12 protein-coding genes are annotated in these 16,136 nt (G+C 70.0%); 7 read left to right on the forward strand and 5 right to left on the reverse strand.

Annotated features, from left to right (window positions below; all coding sequences use genetic code 11):
• Positions 1 to 46 precede the first annotated feature (46 nt).
• From yidC to rpmH, 4 genes are read right to left on the reverse strand one after another with little or no spacing between them, the layout of a single operon-like run.
• Entirely contained in the window at positions 47 to 1,024 is a 978-nt protein-coding gene (gene yidC / locus ABZ570_RS20015) for a membrane protein insertase YidC (RefSeq protein ID WP_358065432.1), read from the reverse strand.
• Positions 1,025 to 1,028: 4 nt separating this feature from the next.
• Entirely contained in the window at positions 1,029 to 1,268 is a 240-nt protein-coding gene (gene yidD / locus ABZ570_RS20020; protein ID WP_358065435.1) for a membrane protein insertion efficiency factor YidD, read from the reverse strand.
• A gap of 44 nt (positions 1,269 to 1,312) precedes the next feature.
• Complete coding sequence (rnpA, locus tag ABZ570_RS20025) at positions 1,313 to 1,726, reverse strand: ribonuclease P protein component (protein WP_358065438.1); 414 nt, start codon at positions 1,724 to 1,726, stop codon at positions 1,313 to 1,315.
• A 34-nt stretch (positions 1,727 to 1,760) separates the two neighbouring features.
• Positions 1,761 to 1,898 (reverse strand): 50S ribosomal protein L34, encoded by a 138-nt coding sequence (gene rpmH / locus ABZ570_RS20030; protein WP_132264196.1) that lies wholly within the window; start codon positions 1,896 to 1,898, stop codon positions 1,761 to 1,763.
• A 574-nt stretch (positions 1,899 to 2,472) separates the two neighbouring features.
• On the opposite strand from rpmH, the gene dnaA reads away from it, so the two are divergent.
• From dnaA to ABZ570_RS20055, 5 genes are all read left to right on the forward strand, one after another.
• Positions 2,473 to 4,278: a chromosomal replication initiator protein DnaA gene (dnaA, locus tag ABZ570_RS20035; RefSeq protein ID WP_358065442.1), complete on the forward strand. Its 1,806-nt coding sequence runs from the start codon at positions 2,473 to 2,475 to the stop codon at positions 4,276 to 4,278.
• Positions 4,279 to 5,155: 877 nt separating this feature from the next.
• Positions 5,156 to 6,289 carry a DNA polymerase III subunit beta gene (dnaN, locus tag ABZ570_RS20040; protein WP_358065445.1) on the forward strand — a complete coding sequence of 378 codons (1,134 nt, stop codon included), beginning with the start codon at positions 5,156 to 5,158 and terminating at the stop codon, positions 6,287 to 6,289.
• A 40-nt stretch (positions 6,290 to 6,329) separates the two neighbouring features.
• Complete coding sequence (gene gnd / locus ABZ570_RS20045) at positions 6,330 to 7,202, forward strand: phosphogluconate dehydrogenase (NAD(+)-dependent, decarboxylating) (RefSeq protein ID WP_358065448.1); 873 nt, start codon at positions 6,330 to 6,332, stop codon at positions 7,200 to 7,202.
• 16 nt (positions 7,203 to 7,218) lie between these two features.
• Positions 7,219 to 8,352: a DNA replication/repair protein RecF gene (gene recF / locus ABZ570_RS20050; RefSeq protein WP_358065451.1), complete on the forward strand. Its 1,134-nt coding sequence runs from the start codon at positions 7,219 to 7,221 to the stop codon at positions 8,350 to 8,352.
• 175 nt (positions 8,353 to 8,527) lie between these two features.
• Positions 8,528 to 9,031 carry a DciA family protein gene (locus ABZ570_RS20055; protein WP_358065575.1) on the forward strand — a complete coding sequence of 168 codons (504 nt, stop codon included), beginning with the start codon at positions 8,528 to 8,530 and terminating at the stop codon, positions 9,029 to 9,031.
• 48 nt (positions 9,032 to 9,079) lie between these two features.
• Here the strand turns inward: ABZ570_RS20055 and ABZ570_RS20060 are convergent, their stop codons facing one another.
• A complete protein-coding gene (locus tag ABZ570_RS20060; RefSeq protein ID WP_358065454.1) occupies positions 9,080 to 9,634 on the reverse strand; it encodes a hypothetical protein in 555 nt (184 codons plus the stop codon).
• Positions 9,635 to 10,265: 631 nt separating this feature from the next.
• Here ABZ570_RS20060 and gyrB point away from each other — a divergent pair.
• Together gyrB and gyrA are read left to right on the forward strand one after the other, a co-directional pair.
• Positions 10,266 to 12,212, forward strand: a complete 1,947-nt coding sequence (gene gyrB, locus ABZ570_RS20065; protein ID WP_358065457.1) for a DNA topoisomerase (ATP-hydrolyzing) subunit B — start codon at positions 10,266 to 10,268, stop codon at positions 12,210 to 12,212.
• Between the two features lie 217 nt (positions 12,213 to 12,429).
• Positions 12,430 to 16,134 (forward strand): intein-containing DNA gyrase subunit A, encoded by a 3,705-nt coding sequence (gene gyrA, locus ABZ570_RS20070; protein WP_358065578.1) that lies wholly within the window; start codon positions 12,430 to 12,432, stop codon positions 16,132 to 16,134.
• Positions 16,135 to 16,136: the final 2 nt, after the last annotated feature.

Here is a 16,136-nt window from a genome sequence, read left to right on the forward strand (position 1 = left end):
CGGGGGCCGGACGGGCCGCCGCCAGGATCAGCGGCGGCCCGAAAGCTCAGCCCTGTCGCTTGGCGGGCCGGCTGCCCTTCTTCGGGTTGACCGGCTTGGCGCCGGGCTTCGGGCCGGCCACCTTCGGAGCGGCCGCCGGGGCCTTCGCGGCCGGCTGGGCGGTCTTGCGGCCGAGCAGGCCGCCGCTCTTGGCCGGCTGGCCGGTGGTCCGCGCCGGGGCACCGGTCTTGGCGGGCACCAACGGGGGGAACTTGCGCAGTACCCACTGCTGCTGGCCGAGAGTGAACAGGTTGTTGGTCACCCAGTAGATGATCACACCGATCGGGAAGATCGAGCCGGAGACCAGCAGGGAGACCGGGATGCCGTAGAGCATCAGGCGCTGGACCATGCGCTGCTGCGGGTCCTCCGCCCAGCCGGTCTTCAGAATCATCTGGCGGCTGGTCAGGTACGTCGTGGCGATCATGATGAGCACCAGCACGCCGGCGACGAGCTTGACCGTCCCGCTGTTCGCCCCCAGCGCCGCCAGTTCCTGGGCCGTCGAGCCGAATCGGCCGGAGAGCGGGGCGGTGAAGAGCTTGGCGTGTGAGGCGCTGTTGAACTGGTCGACCGTCCAGCCGTAAAGGGTCTTCTGGGTGTTGTTCGGGTTGAGCCGCTTCAGGGTGTGGAACAGGCCGAGGAAGACGGGGATCTGGAGGAACATCGGAAGGCAGCCCATCAGCGGGTTGGCCTTTTCCTTCCGGTAGAGCTCCATCATCTCCTTCTGGAGCGTCTCCCGGTCACCCTTGTGCTTCTCCTGGAGCTCCTTGACCTTGGGCTGGAGCGCCTGCATCGCCCGCTGCGACTTGATCTGCTTGACGAAGACCGGGAAGAGGATCACCCGGACCGTCACCACCAGGAAGACGATGGCGAGGATCCACGACCAGCTCGTCCCGATCACCGCTTCGGCCGACACGATGGCGTCCCAAGCCGAGTGCCAGGTCAGCAGGATCCACGAGATCGCGTAGTAGATCCAGTCAAGACTCAATTTCTCAGGCTCCAGTCACGTCGGCGCGGCGGCGCTCGCCCGGCTCCGGCACCGGGTCGTGTCCACCTGGGTGAAAGGGGTGGCAGCGCGACAGCCGCCGGACCGTCAGCCACGCTCCCCGAAGCGCGCCGTGCCGGGAGACCGCCTCCACGGCGTAGGCACTGCACGACGGGTAGAAGCGGCAGCGGGCCGGCAGTGCCGGGCTTATCCACCGACGGTACGCGACGATGGGTACCAGCAGCATGCGGGCACCGGTAGTCGTCGGCCGCGGCGCGGCGGTCGCCCTGTTCACCGGGGCCGCCGCCCACGGGGAGCCCGTGCGGCGGCTACTGCGGCGTCCAGGTCGGCCCCCAGTCGAGCGTACGACGCCTCGGCGGCCTGCGGCAGCGCCCGGACGACCAGGGTGCTGCCGGCCGGCAGCTCGCCCAGACGCTCGCGGACCAGGTGCCGGAGCCGGCGGCGGACCTTGTTCCGGACCACGGCGTTGCCGACCGCCTTGGACACGACGAAGCCGGCGCGGCTCGGTGCGGAGGTCTCCGCACCACTGGCCCGCGCCGGCTCCGACGAGATTGTCGCGGTGGGTCCGATCTGCTCGGGAAGGGTCAGGTGCACGACGACGGCACCACGGCCGACGCGCCGGCCACCCCGGACCGCTGCGGCGAAGTCGCTACTGCGCCGCAGTCGCTGCGCGGCCGCCAGCACGACTGCCCAAGTCCCCGGACCGGACCGGTCGGCCTCAGGCCGACAGGCGGGCGCGGCCCTTGGTGCGACGGGTCGAGATGATGGCGCGGCCGGCACGGGTGCGCATGCGCAGCCGGAAGCCGTGGGTCTTCGCGCGCCGGCGGTTGTTCGGCTGGTAGGTGCGCTTGCTCACGTCAGGCTCTCCGTTGTCGTACGCCCCGCGCGGGGGATCGCCCGGGGTCGTGTGGTGGTCCAGGCCACCTCGCCGGTGACCTCCGATCGGTGCTGCCCGACGACGCGGCACCTCGGCGATGCGGGGCAGCGACGGGGACAGCAAGCACCCATCACCCTAGCAGAGGGCGACAGAGCAGCCGCTCAAGCCTACGCAGGGGGGCAATGGCCGTCAAACATCACACCCGGAGGCCCGACCGTGCCGGAAACCAGACTGAAGGGGCGGTTTTCACTGATGTTGAGAAGGCTGCCACGGTGTCGACGGTTGATGGCCCGGGGTCCGCACTGTTAGCGTGCGCGATTGCGGTCAGCGTCGGGGGTCCGGATTGTCGTGGCCGACAAGACCGGACAAGGTAGTGGATCTTTTCGGCACGGTGAACCCGCTTCAACGCCTCCGGAAACCAGGGGGGCAGGTCCGACCCGCGTCCGGTGAGCGGCCACAATCGGTCGGTACACACAGGCTGTGGATAACTTGTGGATGACGACCGATCAGCCGTCCGGGCGGGCGTGAGTAGGGGCGAGGGGGTGGCACGACGGTGACCGGGACGACCGACCTGGCCGCGGTGTGGACGGCGACCACTGAAGAGCTCGCCGACGAGATCATCTCGGCCCAGCAGCGGGCGTACCTCCGGCTCACCCGGCTACGGGCGATCGTCGAGGACACCGCCCTGCTCTCGGTGCCGGACGCCTTCACCCGGGACGTGATCGAGTCGCGGCTCCGTCCGGCCATCACCGAGGCCCTGAGCCGCCGGCTCGGCCGGCCCATCCAGGTCGCCGTCACCGTACGCGTCGCCGAGGACGCCGGCCGTCCCGCCGGCACCGTCTACCGGGTCAGCCCGGAACCGACGGACCGGGATTCGCCGGACCTGCTCGCCGGCCTCGGCCAGCCCGGCCCGGCCGAGGCACCCGGCTTCCATGAGTTCGGCTACCCGGCCCGGTCCGAGACCCCGGCGTACGCCGACGACCGCCCGCCACCGGAGGAGGAGCCGGCCCCCCGGCAGCGCACCCCCGAGAGCAGCCGGCCACCACTCATCCCCGGCAGCCGGGACGGCCAGGAGACGCTGTTCAGCGCCGCGTTCGGCGAGCCGATGCCGGCCCGGGACGAGCGCCGCCCCTTCGACGACCGGATCGACCCGCGGCCGGACACCGGCGGGTACGAGGCCCGTTACCGCGACGTGGCCGGTCCGCCCGACGGCCCGCCGCTGCGCGGCCTGCCCCGGGACGGCGTAACGGACAGCGGCCCGGGCCGGAGCGGTCCCGACCTCCGCCCCGGTGGCCCGGCCGACCGGCGGCTGCCCGGGGCGGACACCGGCGGCAACCGACTCAACCCGAAGTACATGTTCGAGACGTTCGTCATCGGCTCCTCGAACCGCTTCGCGCACGCGGCGAGCGTCGCGGTGGCCGAGTCGCCGGCGAAGGCGTACAACCCGCTGTTCATCTACGGCAGCTCGGGGCTGGGCAAGACCCACCTGCTGCACGCCATCGGGCACTACGCCACCACGCTGGGCAACGCCCGCTCGGTCCGGTACGTCTCGACCGAGGAGTTCACCAACGACTTCATCAACTCGCTGCGCGACGACAAGACCAGCGCGTTCCAGCGCCGCTACCGGGACGTGGACATCCTCCTGATCGACGACATCCAGTTCCTGGAGAACCGGGAGCGGACCCAGGAGGAGTTCTTCCACACGTTCAACACCCTGCACAACGCCAACAAGCAGATCGTCATCACCTCCGACCGGTCGCCGAAGCAGTTGGCGACGCTGGAGGACCGGCTGCGTACCCGCTTCGAGTGGGGGCTGCTCGCCGACATCCAGCCGCCGGACCTGGAGACCCGGATCGCGATCCTGCAGAAGAAGGCGGCGCAGGAGCGGCTGTTCGCCCCGCCGGACGTGCTGGAGTTCATCGCCTCCCGGGTGTCGAACTCGATCCGGGAACTGGAGGGCGCGCTGATCCGGGTCACCGCGTTCGCCAGCCTCACCCGGTCGTCGGTGGAGCTGTCGCTGGCCGAGGAGGTGCTGCGGGACTTCATCCCCGACGGCGCCGGCCCGGAGATCACCGCCGACCAGATCATGGTCTCCACCGCCGACTACTTCGGGGTGAGCCTGGAGGACCTGCGCGGCCACTCCCGGTCCCGGGTCCTGGTCAACGCCCGCCAGGTCGCCATGTACCTGTGCCGGGAGCTGACCGACCTGTCGCTGCCCCGGATCGGGCAGGCCTTCGGCGGGCGCGACCACACCACCGTCATGCACGCCGACCGGAAGATCCGCCAGCAGATGGCGGAACGCCGCTCGCTCTACAACCAGATCGCCGAGCTGACCAACCGGATCAAGCAGACCACCTGAGCGACGACCTCAGGTCGCGGCGTCAGGCCGGCCTTCATTCGGTCCGGAGCGCCGTGCGGCGGCGCGGAGGCCGAACTATGGCCGCCAGCCGAGCTGAAGTCGTCGCTCGCACGCCGCCGCGGGACGGCGGCGCGACGCCCGGCCGGGGCCTTCCGGCCGGGCTTTTTCGTGCCTGCGGACGCCCGCGCTTGACCCTCGACCCCGTCGAGGGCGCACGATCGACGTCGTGCCCGTCCACAGCTCGCCCCGGTTGTCCACAGCCCCTGTGCCACAGGCGGTGGACAACCACGCTGAGTCCAGACCCGGTTACCCACAGACTGTGGACAAACCCTGGGGAAGAGGCTGTGGACGCCTGGGGACAACCGGGCGGTTGTCCACCGAAGCCGGTCGGCCTGTGGGTGGCCTGTTGAAGGTTCTGGGGATGGCGTCGATCGACGCTGCCCGACTCGTCCACAGCGCTGGGGAGAAACCCGGTGGATTACCGGTGGACAACCGGTGGACAACGGTGGACAACCTGGGAGTCGGCGGGGGCTGTGGACCAGAACACGGGTTGTACCCCGGGTTCTCCACAGCCAAACCACCGGTGGATAACCTGTCTGGCCTGCGCAGACGCCGGTTCTCCACAGTTTGCACAGGTGCGATGAAGACGATGAGTTATCTCTTCTAAACAACAAAAACCAATCATCACCGTTGGACTTCCTGTGGATCGGGCCGGAACACCGCCGTCGGCGGGCACCGGGCACCTGGATCCACGGGGCCGGGCGCACAGCCGATGCCCGCGCGCCCTAAGGTGCGATGGGTACCCGCACGGTTGGGCGGGACGGGTGGCAGCGGTCGGCATGAGAGAGTTGTCGCTGACGTCGACGCGGAGGCATTGATGAAGTTCCGAGTGGAGCGCGACGCGCTCGCCGAGGCGGTCGCCTGGACCGCCAAGAGCCTGCCCAACCGACCCTCCGTACCGGTGCTGGCCGGAGTGATGCTGCGGATGACCGACAGCAACCTCCAGGTCTCCGGTTTCGACTACGAGGTCTCCAGCCAGGTGACCGTCGAGGTGCAGGGCGACGCGGACGGCGCCGCGCTCGTCTCCGGCCGCCTGCTTGCCGAGATCACCAAGGCGCTCCCGGCCAAGCCGGTGGACATCGCCGCCGTCGGCGCCCACCTGGAACTGGTCTGCGGCAGCGCCCGCTTCACGCTGCCGACCATGCCGGTCGAGGACTACCCGTCCCTGCCGGAGATGCCGGAGAGCGCCGGCACCGTCGACGCAGCCGCCTTCGCCGCCGCCGTGGCCCAGGTGGCGGTCGCCGCCGGCCGGGACGAGACGCTGCCGATGATGACCGGCGTACGCATCGAGTTGTCCGGCAGCACCCTGGCGATGCTCGCCACCGACCGCTACCGGCTCGCGCTGCGCGAGATGGAGTGGAACCCGGACGACCCCGAGGTCAGCCTCAACGCGTTGGTGCCGGCCCGGACCCTGCATGACACCGCCAAGGCACTCGGCCCGCTCGGCGGCCAGGTGACCATGGCGCTCTCCCAGGGCGGCGCCGGCGAGGGCATGATCGGCTTCTCCGGCGGCACCCGGCGGACCACCAGCCGGCTGCTCGACGGCGCCAACTACCCGCCGGTCCGCTCGCTCTTCCCGGCCACCCACAACGCGGAGGCCCGGGTTCCGGTCAGCACGCTGATCGAGGTGGTCAAGCGCGTCGCCCTGGTTGCCGAACGGACCACGCCGGTGCTGCTGAGCTTCAGCTCGGACGGTCTGGTCGTCGAGGCCGGCGGCACCGAGGAGGCCCGGGCCAGCGAGGCCATGGAGGCCGACTTCACCGGCGAGCCGCTGACCATCGGCTTCAACCCGCAGTACCTCATCGACGGCCTGGCCAACCTGGGCGCCCAGCATGCGGTGCTGAGGTTCGTCGACGCCTTCAAGCCCGCGGTGATTTCGCCCTCCGGCGAGGATGGCGAGGTCATCCCGGGGTACCGGTACCTCATCATGCCGATCCGCGTGTCCCGCTGATCGCGCCAAGCAAGACCCGGACGTACGGAGGTAGGAGCAGATGCAGCTCGGCCTGGTAGGGCTCGGCCGGATGGGCGGCAACATGCGCGAGCGGTTGCGCGCCGCCGGCCACGAGGTGGTCGGCTACGACCGCAACGCGGAGCTGAGCGACGTCGCGAGCCTTGCGGAGCTGGCCGAGAAGCTGGAATCCCCGCGCGCGGTCTGGGTGATGGTCCCGGCCGGCGTCACCGACGCCACCATTGACGAGCTTGCCGGCGTGCTCGGCGAGGGCGACATCATCATCGACGGCGGCAACTCGCGGTTCAGCGACGACGCCCCGCGGGCCGAGCGCCTGAACGAGCAGGGCATCGGCTACATCGACGTCGGGGTCTCCGGCGGCGTCTGGGGCAAGCAGAACGGGTACGCCCTGATGGTCGGCGGCGCGCAGGAGCACGTCGAACGGCTCATGCCGATCTTCGAGGCGCTCAAGCCGGCGGGTGAGTTCGGCTTCGTGCACGCCGGCCCGGTCGGCGCCGGCCACTACGCCAAGATGGTGCACAACGGCATCGAGTACGGCCTGATGCACGCGTACGCCGAGGGCTACGAGCTGCTGGCCAAGTCGGAACTGGTGACCAACGTGCCGGGCGTGTTCAAGTCCTGGCGCGGGGGCACGGTGGTCCGGTCCTGGCTGCTCGACCTGCTCGACCGCGCGCTCGACGAGGACCCGGAGCTGGCGGAGCTGAGCGGCTACACCGAGGACACCGGCGAGGGGCGGTGGACCGTCGACGAGGCGGTCCGGCTCGCCGTGCCGCTGAACGTCATCACCGCCTCGCTCTTCGCCCGGTTCGCGTCCCGGCAGGACGACTCGCCCGCGATGAAGGCCGTCGCCGCGCTGCGCCAGCAGTTCGGCGGCCACGCCGTCCGCAAGCGCTGACCGGTATCCACAGCCTGTGTACGTCCGCCGGCTCGACCTGGTCGACTTCCGCTCGTACGAGCGGGTCGGCGTCGACCTGGAGCCGGGCCCGAACGTGCTGATCGGCGCCAACGGCGTCGGCAAGACCAACCTGGTCGAGGCGCTGGGCTACGTGGCGACCCTGGGCTCGCACCGGGTCGCCACGGACGCCCCGCTGGTCCGGATGGGCGCCTCCGCCGCGGTGATCCGCTGCGTCGTGGTGCACGAGGGCCGGGAACTCCTCGTCGAGCTGGAGATCGTTCCCGGCAAGGCCAACCGGGCCCGGCTGGGCCGTTCCCCGGCCCGCCGCGCCCGGGACGTGCTCGGCGCGCTGCGGCTGGTGCTGTTCGCTCCGGAGGACCTGGAACTGGTCCGCGGGGACCCGGCCGAGCGCCGCCGCTACCTCGACGACCTGCTGGTCACCCGCCAGCCCCGGTACGCCGGGGTGCGCGCCGACTACGAGCGGGTGGTCAAGCAGCGCAACGCCCTGCTCCGGACGGCGTACCTGGCCCGCAAGACGGGCGGGTCGCGGGGCGGGGACCTGTCCACCCTCGCGGTCTGGGACACCCACCTCGCGCACCACGGAGCCGAGCTGCTCGCCGGCCGGCTGGAACTGGTCGCCGCGCTCGCCCCGCACGTCGCCAAGGCGTACGACGCGGTGGCGGCGGGCCGGGGAGCGGCGGGGATCGCGTACCGGCCGTCGGTGGAGCTGGCCGAGCCGACCACCGACCGGGCGGTGCTGGCCGAGACGCTGCTCGCCGCGCTGACCGAGCACCGGTCGGCCGAGATCGATCGGGGTACCACCCTGGTCGGTCCGCACCGCGACGACCTCGCTCTCACCCTCGGCCCGCTCCCCGCCAAGGGGTACGCCAGCCACGGCGAGTCCTGGTCGTACGCGTTGGCCCTGCGGCTGGCCGCGTACGACCTGCTGCGCGCCGACGGCATCGAGCCGGTGCTGGTCCTCGACGACGTCTTCGCCGAGCTGGACGCCGGCCGCCGGGAGCGGCTGGCCGAGCTGGTCGGCGGTGCCAGCCAGCTCCTGGTGACCTGCGCGGTCGACGACGACGTGCCGTCGACTCTGCGCGGCGCCCGGTACGAGGTGGGCGAGGGGACGGTGCGCCGTGTCGGATGAGGTCCAGTTGCCGCCGGCCCGGCTCGGGCCGGCACGCGGCGCGCGTACCCCTGAGGACGGCCGCGCTGTCGCGGCGCCGGCGGACGGCCGGGCCCGCGGGGACGGTACGGACGCTCGGGTTCGGCAGCCCGGCTCCGACGCCGCGGGCGGGCCCGAGGCGAGCGCCACGGCCCAACTGCCCCCCGGGGCGTCCGGGCCGGAGCTGGCCCGGGCGGTGCTGGACGCGGCGAAGGCCCGCCGGCAGGCGGCCGGCACCCGTCGCAGCGCGGTGCGCGGGGACGGCGAGCGGCGGCTGCGCGGCTACTCCGGTCCCGGGCCGGATCCGCGCGACCCGCAGCCGCTCGGTGCGGTGCTGGAAAAGCTGATCAAGGCACGCGGCTGGCAGCAGCCGGCGGCCGAGGCGACGGTCTTCGGCGCCTGGGAACGGGTGGTCGGGCCGGAGGTGGCGGAGCACAGCCGCCCGGTCAAGCTGGAGGACGGCGAGCTGACCGTGGAGGCCCGCTCGACGGCGTGGGCGACCCAGCTCCGGCTGCTCGCCGGCTCACTGCTTCAGCAGATTGCCCGCGAGGTGGGCCACAACGTGGTCCGTAAACTTCACATCCACGGTCCGGCCGCGCCGTCCTGGTCGCGTGGCCCGCGCCGGGTTCGCGGTCGCGGCCCCCGCGACACCTACGGCTGACCAGCTCGCCCGCCCGAGCGCTGTGCCCGTACCGAAGCCGGTCAAGGCTCAGGCGTCCGCGTAGACGGCGAAGCCCCGATCTGCGCAGCGCCGATAGAAGGCGGCCAGCACGCCCAGCTCGGCGCAGGTGAAGGTCCACTGCGGCGGATCGCCGTTCTCGTCGCGCAGCTTGTCCAGCCGGCCGTCCAGCCAGCGCAGTTGCTGCTCGGCCAGCCGGCCGTCGCCGAGCAGCGACCGCAGCACCTCGCTGACCGACTCGAAGGTCACCGCCTCGCCGATCGGCCGGTGCCGGGCGACGAACTTCTCCAGCCCGTCGGCGATCCACGAGCAGCCGTCGGGGTCGATCACCGGATCCTCGTCCTCGGCCGCGTTCTCCGTGGCGTAGAGCACATTTTCCAGGCCGAGGATCAGATCGACCAGCTCGGTGTACGCGGTCGCGCGGACCGTGCCGGTCTTGGCGATCAGCTCGGCGAGCGCCGCGGTGGGTGCGGAGATCCGTGGCAGGTCCACGATCTCCCCGAAGTCGACGAACTCGGCCGGCGCGACCGGGTCGTAGAAGCGGCCGGTCCGCGGCCAGTGCACCGCGACGTTGTCCAGCCCCATCTGGCGTCACCTCTTACCAAGCGCGTTGTCAGACCGATCGGGTCGATCGTCCCGGTTCCGTCCGTCAAGATCAAGACCGCTGAGGCGGCGCCGCAAAGGTACGGCACGGCCGGCCCCGCCGCGACCCCCGGTCGGTTACGCGCCGGTACCGTTCTGGTGGCCGGGGACTGCTCCGGGTCGCGGCGTGGCGTCAGAGCGCCGAGCCGGAGCGGCCGGAAGCGCTCTCGATCAGGACTCCGAGCGCTTCACTCCTGGCGCGCCTGACGTCGCGCCGCGCCCTGGAGCCGTCCATGGTGTGTAGGGGGAGTCGCGGACGGCACGATTCGGCCGGCTACGGAGTTCTCAGCCGCCGCGCAGCGGTGCCGAGTGGCGGTTTGGTCGGCTGCGCAGAGTAAGATTGACGGCGAGACGAAAGACCCGACACGGAGCGACGGACAGGGGCCCCAGGGCCCTTGATCATTGTCCCGGATCGGGTCGAGCCGATCGCGATCCGCGGGCGACCGCGGCGACCGGCGTACGCGATCCGCGACCTGGCGATCCGGGGACCGGCCCGTGCGCGCCGACGTCGCGTGATGTCCGCCGAACCCGCGCCCCGCGCCTTGGCGCGGCCGGTGCGAGAAAGTGGCCGAGGGTGGCAGCGGAGGACAACAAGAAGTACGGCGCCGAGTCGATCACCGTTCTCGAGGGGCTGGAGGCGGTCCGGAAGCGGCCCGGTATGTACATCGGGTCCACCGGTGAACGCGGTCTGCACCACCTCGTGTGGGAGGTCGTCGACAACGCGGTGGACGAGGCGCTCGCCGGGTTCTGCGACACCATCGACGTGGTGCTGCTGGCCGACGGCGGCGTACGGGTCACCGACAACGGGCGTGGCTTCCCGGTCGACCTGCACCCCAAGCTCAAGAAGCCGGGTGTCGAGGTCGCGCTGACCGTGCTGCACGCGGGCGGCAAGTTCGACGGCAAGGCGTACGCCGTCTCCGGCGGTCTGCACGGTGTCGGGGTCTCCGTCGTGAACGCCCTCTCCACGAAGATGGCGGTGGAGATCCACAAGGACGGCTTCGTCTGGCGGCAGCAGTACCACCACTCCAAGCCGACCTCGCTGGAGAAGGGCGAACCGACCGACCGGACGGGCTCGGCGGTCTCCTTCTGGCCCGACCCGGACGTCTTCGAGACGGTCGACTTCGACTTCCAGACCATCTACCGGCGCCTGCAGGAGATGGCCTTCCTCACCCGGGGCCTCACCATCCACTTGCTCGACGAGCGGGTCGAGGAGAGCGAGGAGGGCAAGCCGCGCGAGGTGACCTTCCGATACGAGGGCGGCATCGCCGACTTCGTCCGGCACCTCAACGCCTCGAAGAACCCGATCCACAAGACGGTGGTCGAGTTCGGTGCCGAGGAGGAGGGCATGTCGGTCGAGATCGCCATGCAGTGGAACGAGTCGTACGGCGAGTCGGTCTACACCTTTGCCAACAACATCAACACCCACGAGGGTGGTACCCACGAAGAGGGCTTCCGGTCCGCGCTGACCAGCGTCATCAACCGCTACGGCGCGGAGAAGAAGCTGCTCAAGGGCGACGAGAAGCTCTCCGGCGAGGACATCCGCGAGGGCCTGGCCGCGATCATCTCGGTCAAGCTGACCAACCCGCAGTTCGAGGGCCAGACCAAGACCAAGCTCGGCAACACGCCGGTGAAGAGCTTCGTGCAGCGGGTCTGCAACGAGTGGCTGGTCGACTGGCTCGACCGGAACCCGGCCGAGGCGAAGACCATCATCACCAAGGCGTCGCAGGCCGCCCGGGCCCGGATCGCCGCGCAGCAGGCGCGGAAGCTGGCCCGGCGCAAGTCGCTGCTGGAGTCCGGCTCGATGCCGGGCAAGCTGGCCGACTGCCAGTCCACCGACCCGCGCGAGTCCGAGGTGTTCATCGTCGAGGGTGACTCGGCGGGCGGCTCGGCCAAGCAGGGCCGGGACCCGCGTACCCAGGCGATCCTCCCGATCCGCGGCAAGATCCTCAACGTGGAGAAGGCCCGGATCGACCGGGTGCTGAAGAACAACGAGGTCCAGGCGTTGATCACCGCGCTGGGCACCGGCATCCACGACGACTTCGACATCGAGAAGCTGCGGTACCACAAGATCGTGCTGATGGCCGACGCGGACGTGGACGGTCAGCACATCCAGACGCTGCTGCTCACGCTGCTGTTCCGGTTCATGCGTCCGCTGGTCGAGTTGGGGCACGTCTACCTGGCCGCCCCGCCGCTCTACAAGATCAAGTGGAACAAGAAGGGCGACGACGCCCAGTACGCGTACTCGGACCGGGAGCGGGACGGGCTGATCGCGCTGCGCCAGCAGAAGAAGCCCAACGCCAGGCCGGACGACATCCAGCGGTTCAAGGGTCTCGGCGAGATGAACTACCCCGAGCTGTGGGAGACCACGATGAACCCGGCCACCCGTACGCTGCGCCAGGTGACGCTCGACGACGCCGCGACCGCCGACGAGCTGTTCAGCGTGCTGATGGGTGAGGACGTGGAGGCGCGCCGCTCGTTCATCCAGCGCAACGCCAAGGACGTGCGGTTCCTGGACATTTGACGGGCCGTGTCGGGCCGGCCGGAGATCCACCGGCCGGCCCGGCGATCCACAGAGTTATCCACAGTCTGGCCGGTATCCACAGCGGTTATCCACAGCACGAATACGACTCTGAGTCTGATAAGGGTTAACAGTGACCGATACTCCCGAGTCCACCCCCAACGAGCCGGAGACCCCGGAGACACTGGCCGCGGTCGTGCAGCACGACCGGATCGAGCCGGTGGGCCTCGAGGTCGAGATGCAGCGCTCGTACCTCGACTACGCGATGAGCGTCATCGTCGGGCGGGCCCTGCCGGACGTCCGGGACGGGCTCAAGCCGGTCCACCGCAAGATCCTCTACGCGATGTTCGACTCCGGCTACCGGCCGGACCGCGGCTACGTGAAGTGCTCCCGCGTCGTCGGCGACGTCATGGGTCAGTTCCACCCGCACGGCGACTCGGCCATCTACGACGCGCTGGTCCGGATGGCGCAGCCCTGGTCGCTGCGCTACCCACTGGTCGACGGCAACGGCAACTTCGGCTCGCCCGGAAATGATCCGGCTGCGGCGATGAGGTACTGCCTTACGGCAGATGTCCGTATTCGTGCCGTTGAGGGCAGCGTCCGGATCGGCGACGTGGTGCCGGGTGCCGCGCCGAGCAGCGAGACCGACATCGAGCTGAAGGTCCGCGACCGCAATGGCGACCTGGTCCGCGCCAGCAAGTTCTTCCACTCCGGCGAGCACCCGACGCTGCGGCTGCGCACCCGCGAGGGGTACGAGCTGACCGGCACCCACAACCACCCGGTGCTCTGCCTGGTGGACGTCGCCGGCGTGCCCACCCTGCTGTGGAAGCTGCTCGCCGAGATCAGCCCGGGCGACCGGGTGGTCATCCAACGCACCGTGCCGGACGAGATCGGCTACCCGATGCTCGAGCACGTCGAGGCGGCGGTCCTCGCGGGTGCCTTCGTGAGCGAGGGCTGGGTATCCGAAGGACGGGCCGGCTTCAACAATGTGGACCGGGAGTTCTTCGTCCGCGTTCTTGCCGCCTACGACCTTGCCGTCGGTGGCCCGCGCTTCGTCAGCCAGCGCACCATCGCCTCCGGCAGCCTGCTGCACGAACTCGATGTGCAGGACCTCTCGGCGCTGCGAAAGAGCCTGCTCGGCGAGTTGGTCGGGGCGCGGAGCGCTGACAAGTTCGTGCCGGAGTTCGTCTGGCAGGGGTCGGCCGCGATCAAGCGAGCCTTCCTCCAGGCGCTCTTCGAGGGCGACGGCTCGTCCTCGCTGCTGCCCCGCAACACCATCCAGATCTCGTACTCGACCCGCAGTGAGCGGCTGGCCCGCGAGGTCCAACAGCTGCTGCTCGAGTTCGGCGTGATCAGCCGGCAGTGCCGGTACGACAACGGCGAGATCGAGGTCGTGGTGACGAACCGCCGCGACGCCCGTGTCTTCGCCGCGCAGGTCGGTTTCCTCGGCCGCAAGCAGGCGAAGCTGGAGTCGGAGCTGGCGGCGGTCCCGGCGAGCAGCACGGCGCTCTCCAGCGATCACGTGCCGCTGGTCGGGGACTTCATCCGTGAGCACGGCGCGACGCGGTGGACCGAGCGGGACTGGCTGCGCCGGCACAACGTCGACCGGATCGAGCGGTGGGAGCGCGACGGCGACGAGATCGCCGCGCGGATCACCAACCGTGAGGTGCTCGACGTGGTCGAGCCGCTGGTCGACGGCCGGTTCTACTACGCCGAGGTGGCCAGCGTCAACGACGCGGGCGTTCAGCCGGTCTACAGCATCCGGGTGGATACCGACGACCACTCGTTCATCTCCGACGGCTTCGTCAGCCACAACACCGAGTGCAAGCTCGACCCGCTGGCCATGGAGATGCTGCGGGACATCGACGAGGACACCGTCGACCTGCAGGACAACTACGACGGCCGGGCCAAGGAGCCCACGATCCTGCCGTCCCGCATCCCCAACCTGCTGATCAACGGCTCCGAGGGCATCGCGGTCGGCATGGCCACCAAGATCCCGCCGCACAACCTGCGCGAGATCGGCGCGGCCGTGCAGTGGTGCCTGGAGAACCCGGACGCCGACGAGGCCACCACCCTCGAGGCGCTGCTGGAGATCGTGAAGGGCCCGGACTTCCCGACCCACGGCCTGATCGTCGGCCAGGCCGGCATTCAGGACGCGTACCGGACCGGGCGCGGCTCGATCCGGATGCGGGCCGTGGTCGAGGTGGAGGAGGACAAGCGGGGCCGCCCGGCGTTGGTGGTCAGCGAACTCCCGTACCAGGTCAACCCGGACAATCTCGCCGAGCGGATCGCCGAGCTGATCAAGGAGGGCAAGCTCGCCGGCATCGCCGACATTCGCGACGAGTCCTCCGGGCGTACCGGCATGCGGATCGTCCTGGTGCTGAAGCGCGACGCGGTCGCCAAGGTGGTGCTGAACAACCTCTACAAGCACACCCAGCTCCAGGAGACCTTCGGCGCCAACATGCTGGCGCTGGTCGACGGCGTGCCCCGCACGCTCAACCTGGCCCAGTTCATCCGCTACTACGTCGAGCACCAGATCGAGGTCATCCGCCGGCGGACCGCGTTCCGGCTGCGCAAGGCGGAGGAGCGGGCGCACATCCTGCGCGGTCTGGCCAAGGCCCTCGACGCGCTGGACGAGGTGATCGCCCTGATCCGGCGCTCGCCCACGGTCGAGGACGCCCGCCAGGGCCTGATCCGGCTGCTGGAGATCGATGAGGTCCAGGCCACCGCGATCCTGGACATGCAGCTGCGCCGCCTGGCCGCCCTGGAGCGGCAGCGGATCCTCGACGACCTGACCAAGCTCGAGGTGGAGATCGCCGACCTCAAGGACATCCTGGCCAAGCCGGAGCGGCAGCGGAAGATCGTCTCCGAGGAGCTGGGCGAGATCGTCGCGAAGTGGGGCGACGACCGGCGTACGAAGATCGTGCCGTTCGACGGCGAGGTCTCGATGGAGGACCTCATCGCCCGCGAGGACGTGGTCGTCACCATCACCCGCACCGGGTACGCCAAGCGCACCAAGGTCGACCTTTACCGCTCCCAGCGACGCGGCGGCAAGGGCGTCAGCGGTGCCACCCTCCGGCAGGACGACATCGTCAGCAATTTCTTCGTATGCTCAACCCACGACTGGATCCTGTTCTTCACCAACAAGGGTCGGGTCTACCGGGCCAAGGCGTACGAGCTTCCGGAAGCCAGTAGGGTGGCCAAGGGCCAGCACGTGGCCAATCTGCTCGCCTTCCAAGCGGACGAGCAGATCGCGCAGATCATCGAAATCCCGAACTACCAGGTGGCGCCCTACCTGGTACTCGCCACGAAGAACGGCCTGGTGAAGAAGACTCGGCTTGAGGAGTTCGACTCCAACCGATCCGGCGGCATCATCGCGATCAACCTGCGCGATGAGGACGAGCTGGTCGGTGCCGCGCTCTGCGGTCCGGAGGACGATCTCCTCCTGGTGTCCAAGAACGCCCAGGCCATCCGCTTCAACGCCACGGACGAGACGCTGCGCCCGATGGGCCGGGCCACCTCCGGTGTTATCGGCATGCGCTTCAGCGAGGACGACGTCCTGCTCGCGATGGAGGTCATCCGTAGCGAGGGCATGGAAGAGATGGACGTGCTGGTCGCGACGAACGGGGGATACGCGAAACGTACCCCGATCGAGGAATACCCGGTCCAGGGCCGGGGAGGTAAGGGCGTGCTGACTGCGAAGATCACTGAGCGACGCGGTGGTCTGGTCGGCGCGGTGGTGATCAGCCCGGAGGACGAACTGTTCGCTATCACCAGCAACGGCGGCGTCATCCGGACTCCGGTGAAGCCTGTACGCCGTACGCGTGACCGGAACACAATGGGGGTCAAGCTGATGGACCTCCCGGACGGCGTGACTATCGTGGCGATTGCTCGCAATGCCGACGAGCCTGACGAACAGGACTAGTT

The organism is Micromonospora sp. NPDC007271 (assembly GCF_040634005.1).
Lineage (GTDB): Bacteria > Actinomycetota > Actinomycetes > Mycobacteriales > Micromonosporaceae > Micromonospora.

Coding starts and splice junctions, on each gene's coding strand:
- yidD (WP_358065435.1), bottom strand. CDS start 1,268: ATGCTGCTGGTACCCATCGTCGCGTACCGTCGGTGGATAAGCCCGGCA.
- dnaN (WP_358065445.1), top strand. CDS start 5,156: ATGAAGTTCCGAGTGGAGCGCGACGCGCTCGCCGAGGCGGTCGCCTGG.
- gnd (WP_358065448.1), top strand. CDS start 6,330: ATGCAGCTCGGCCTGGTAGGGCTCGGCCGGATGGGCGGCAACATGCGC.
- ABZ570_RS20060 (WP_358065454.1), bottom strand. CDS start 9,634: ATGGGGCTGGACAACGTCGCGGTGCACTGGCCGCGGACCGGCCGCTTC.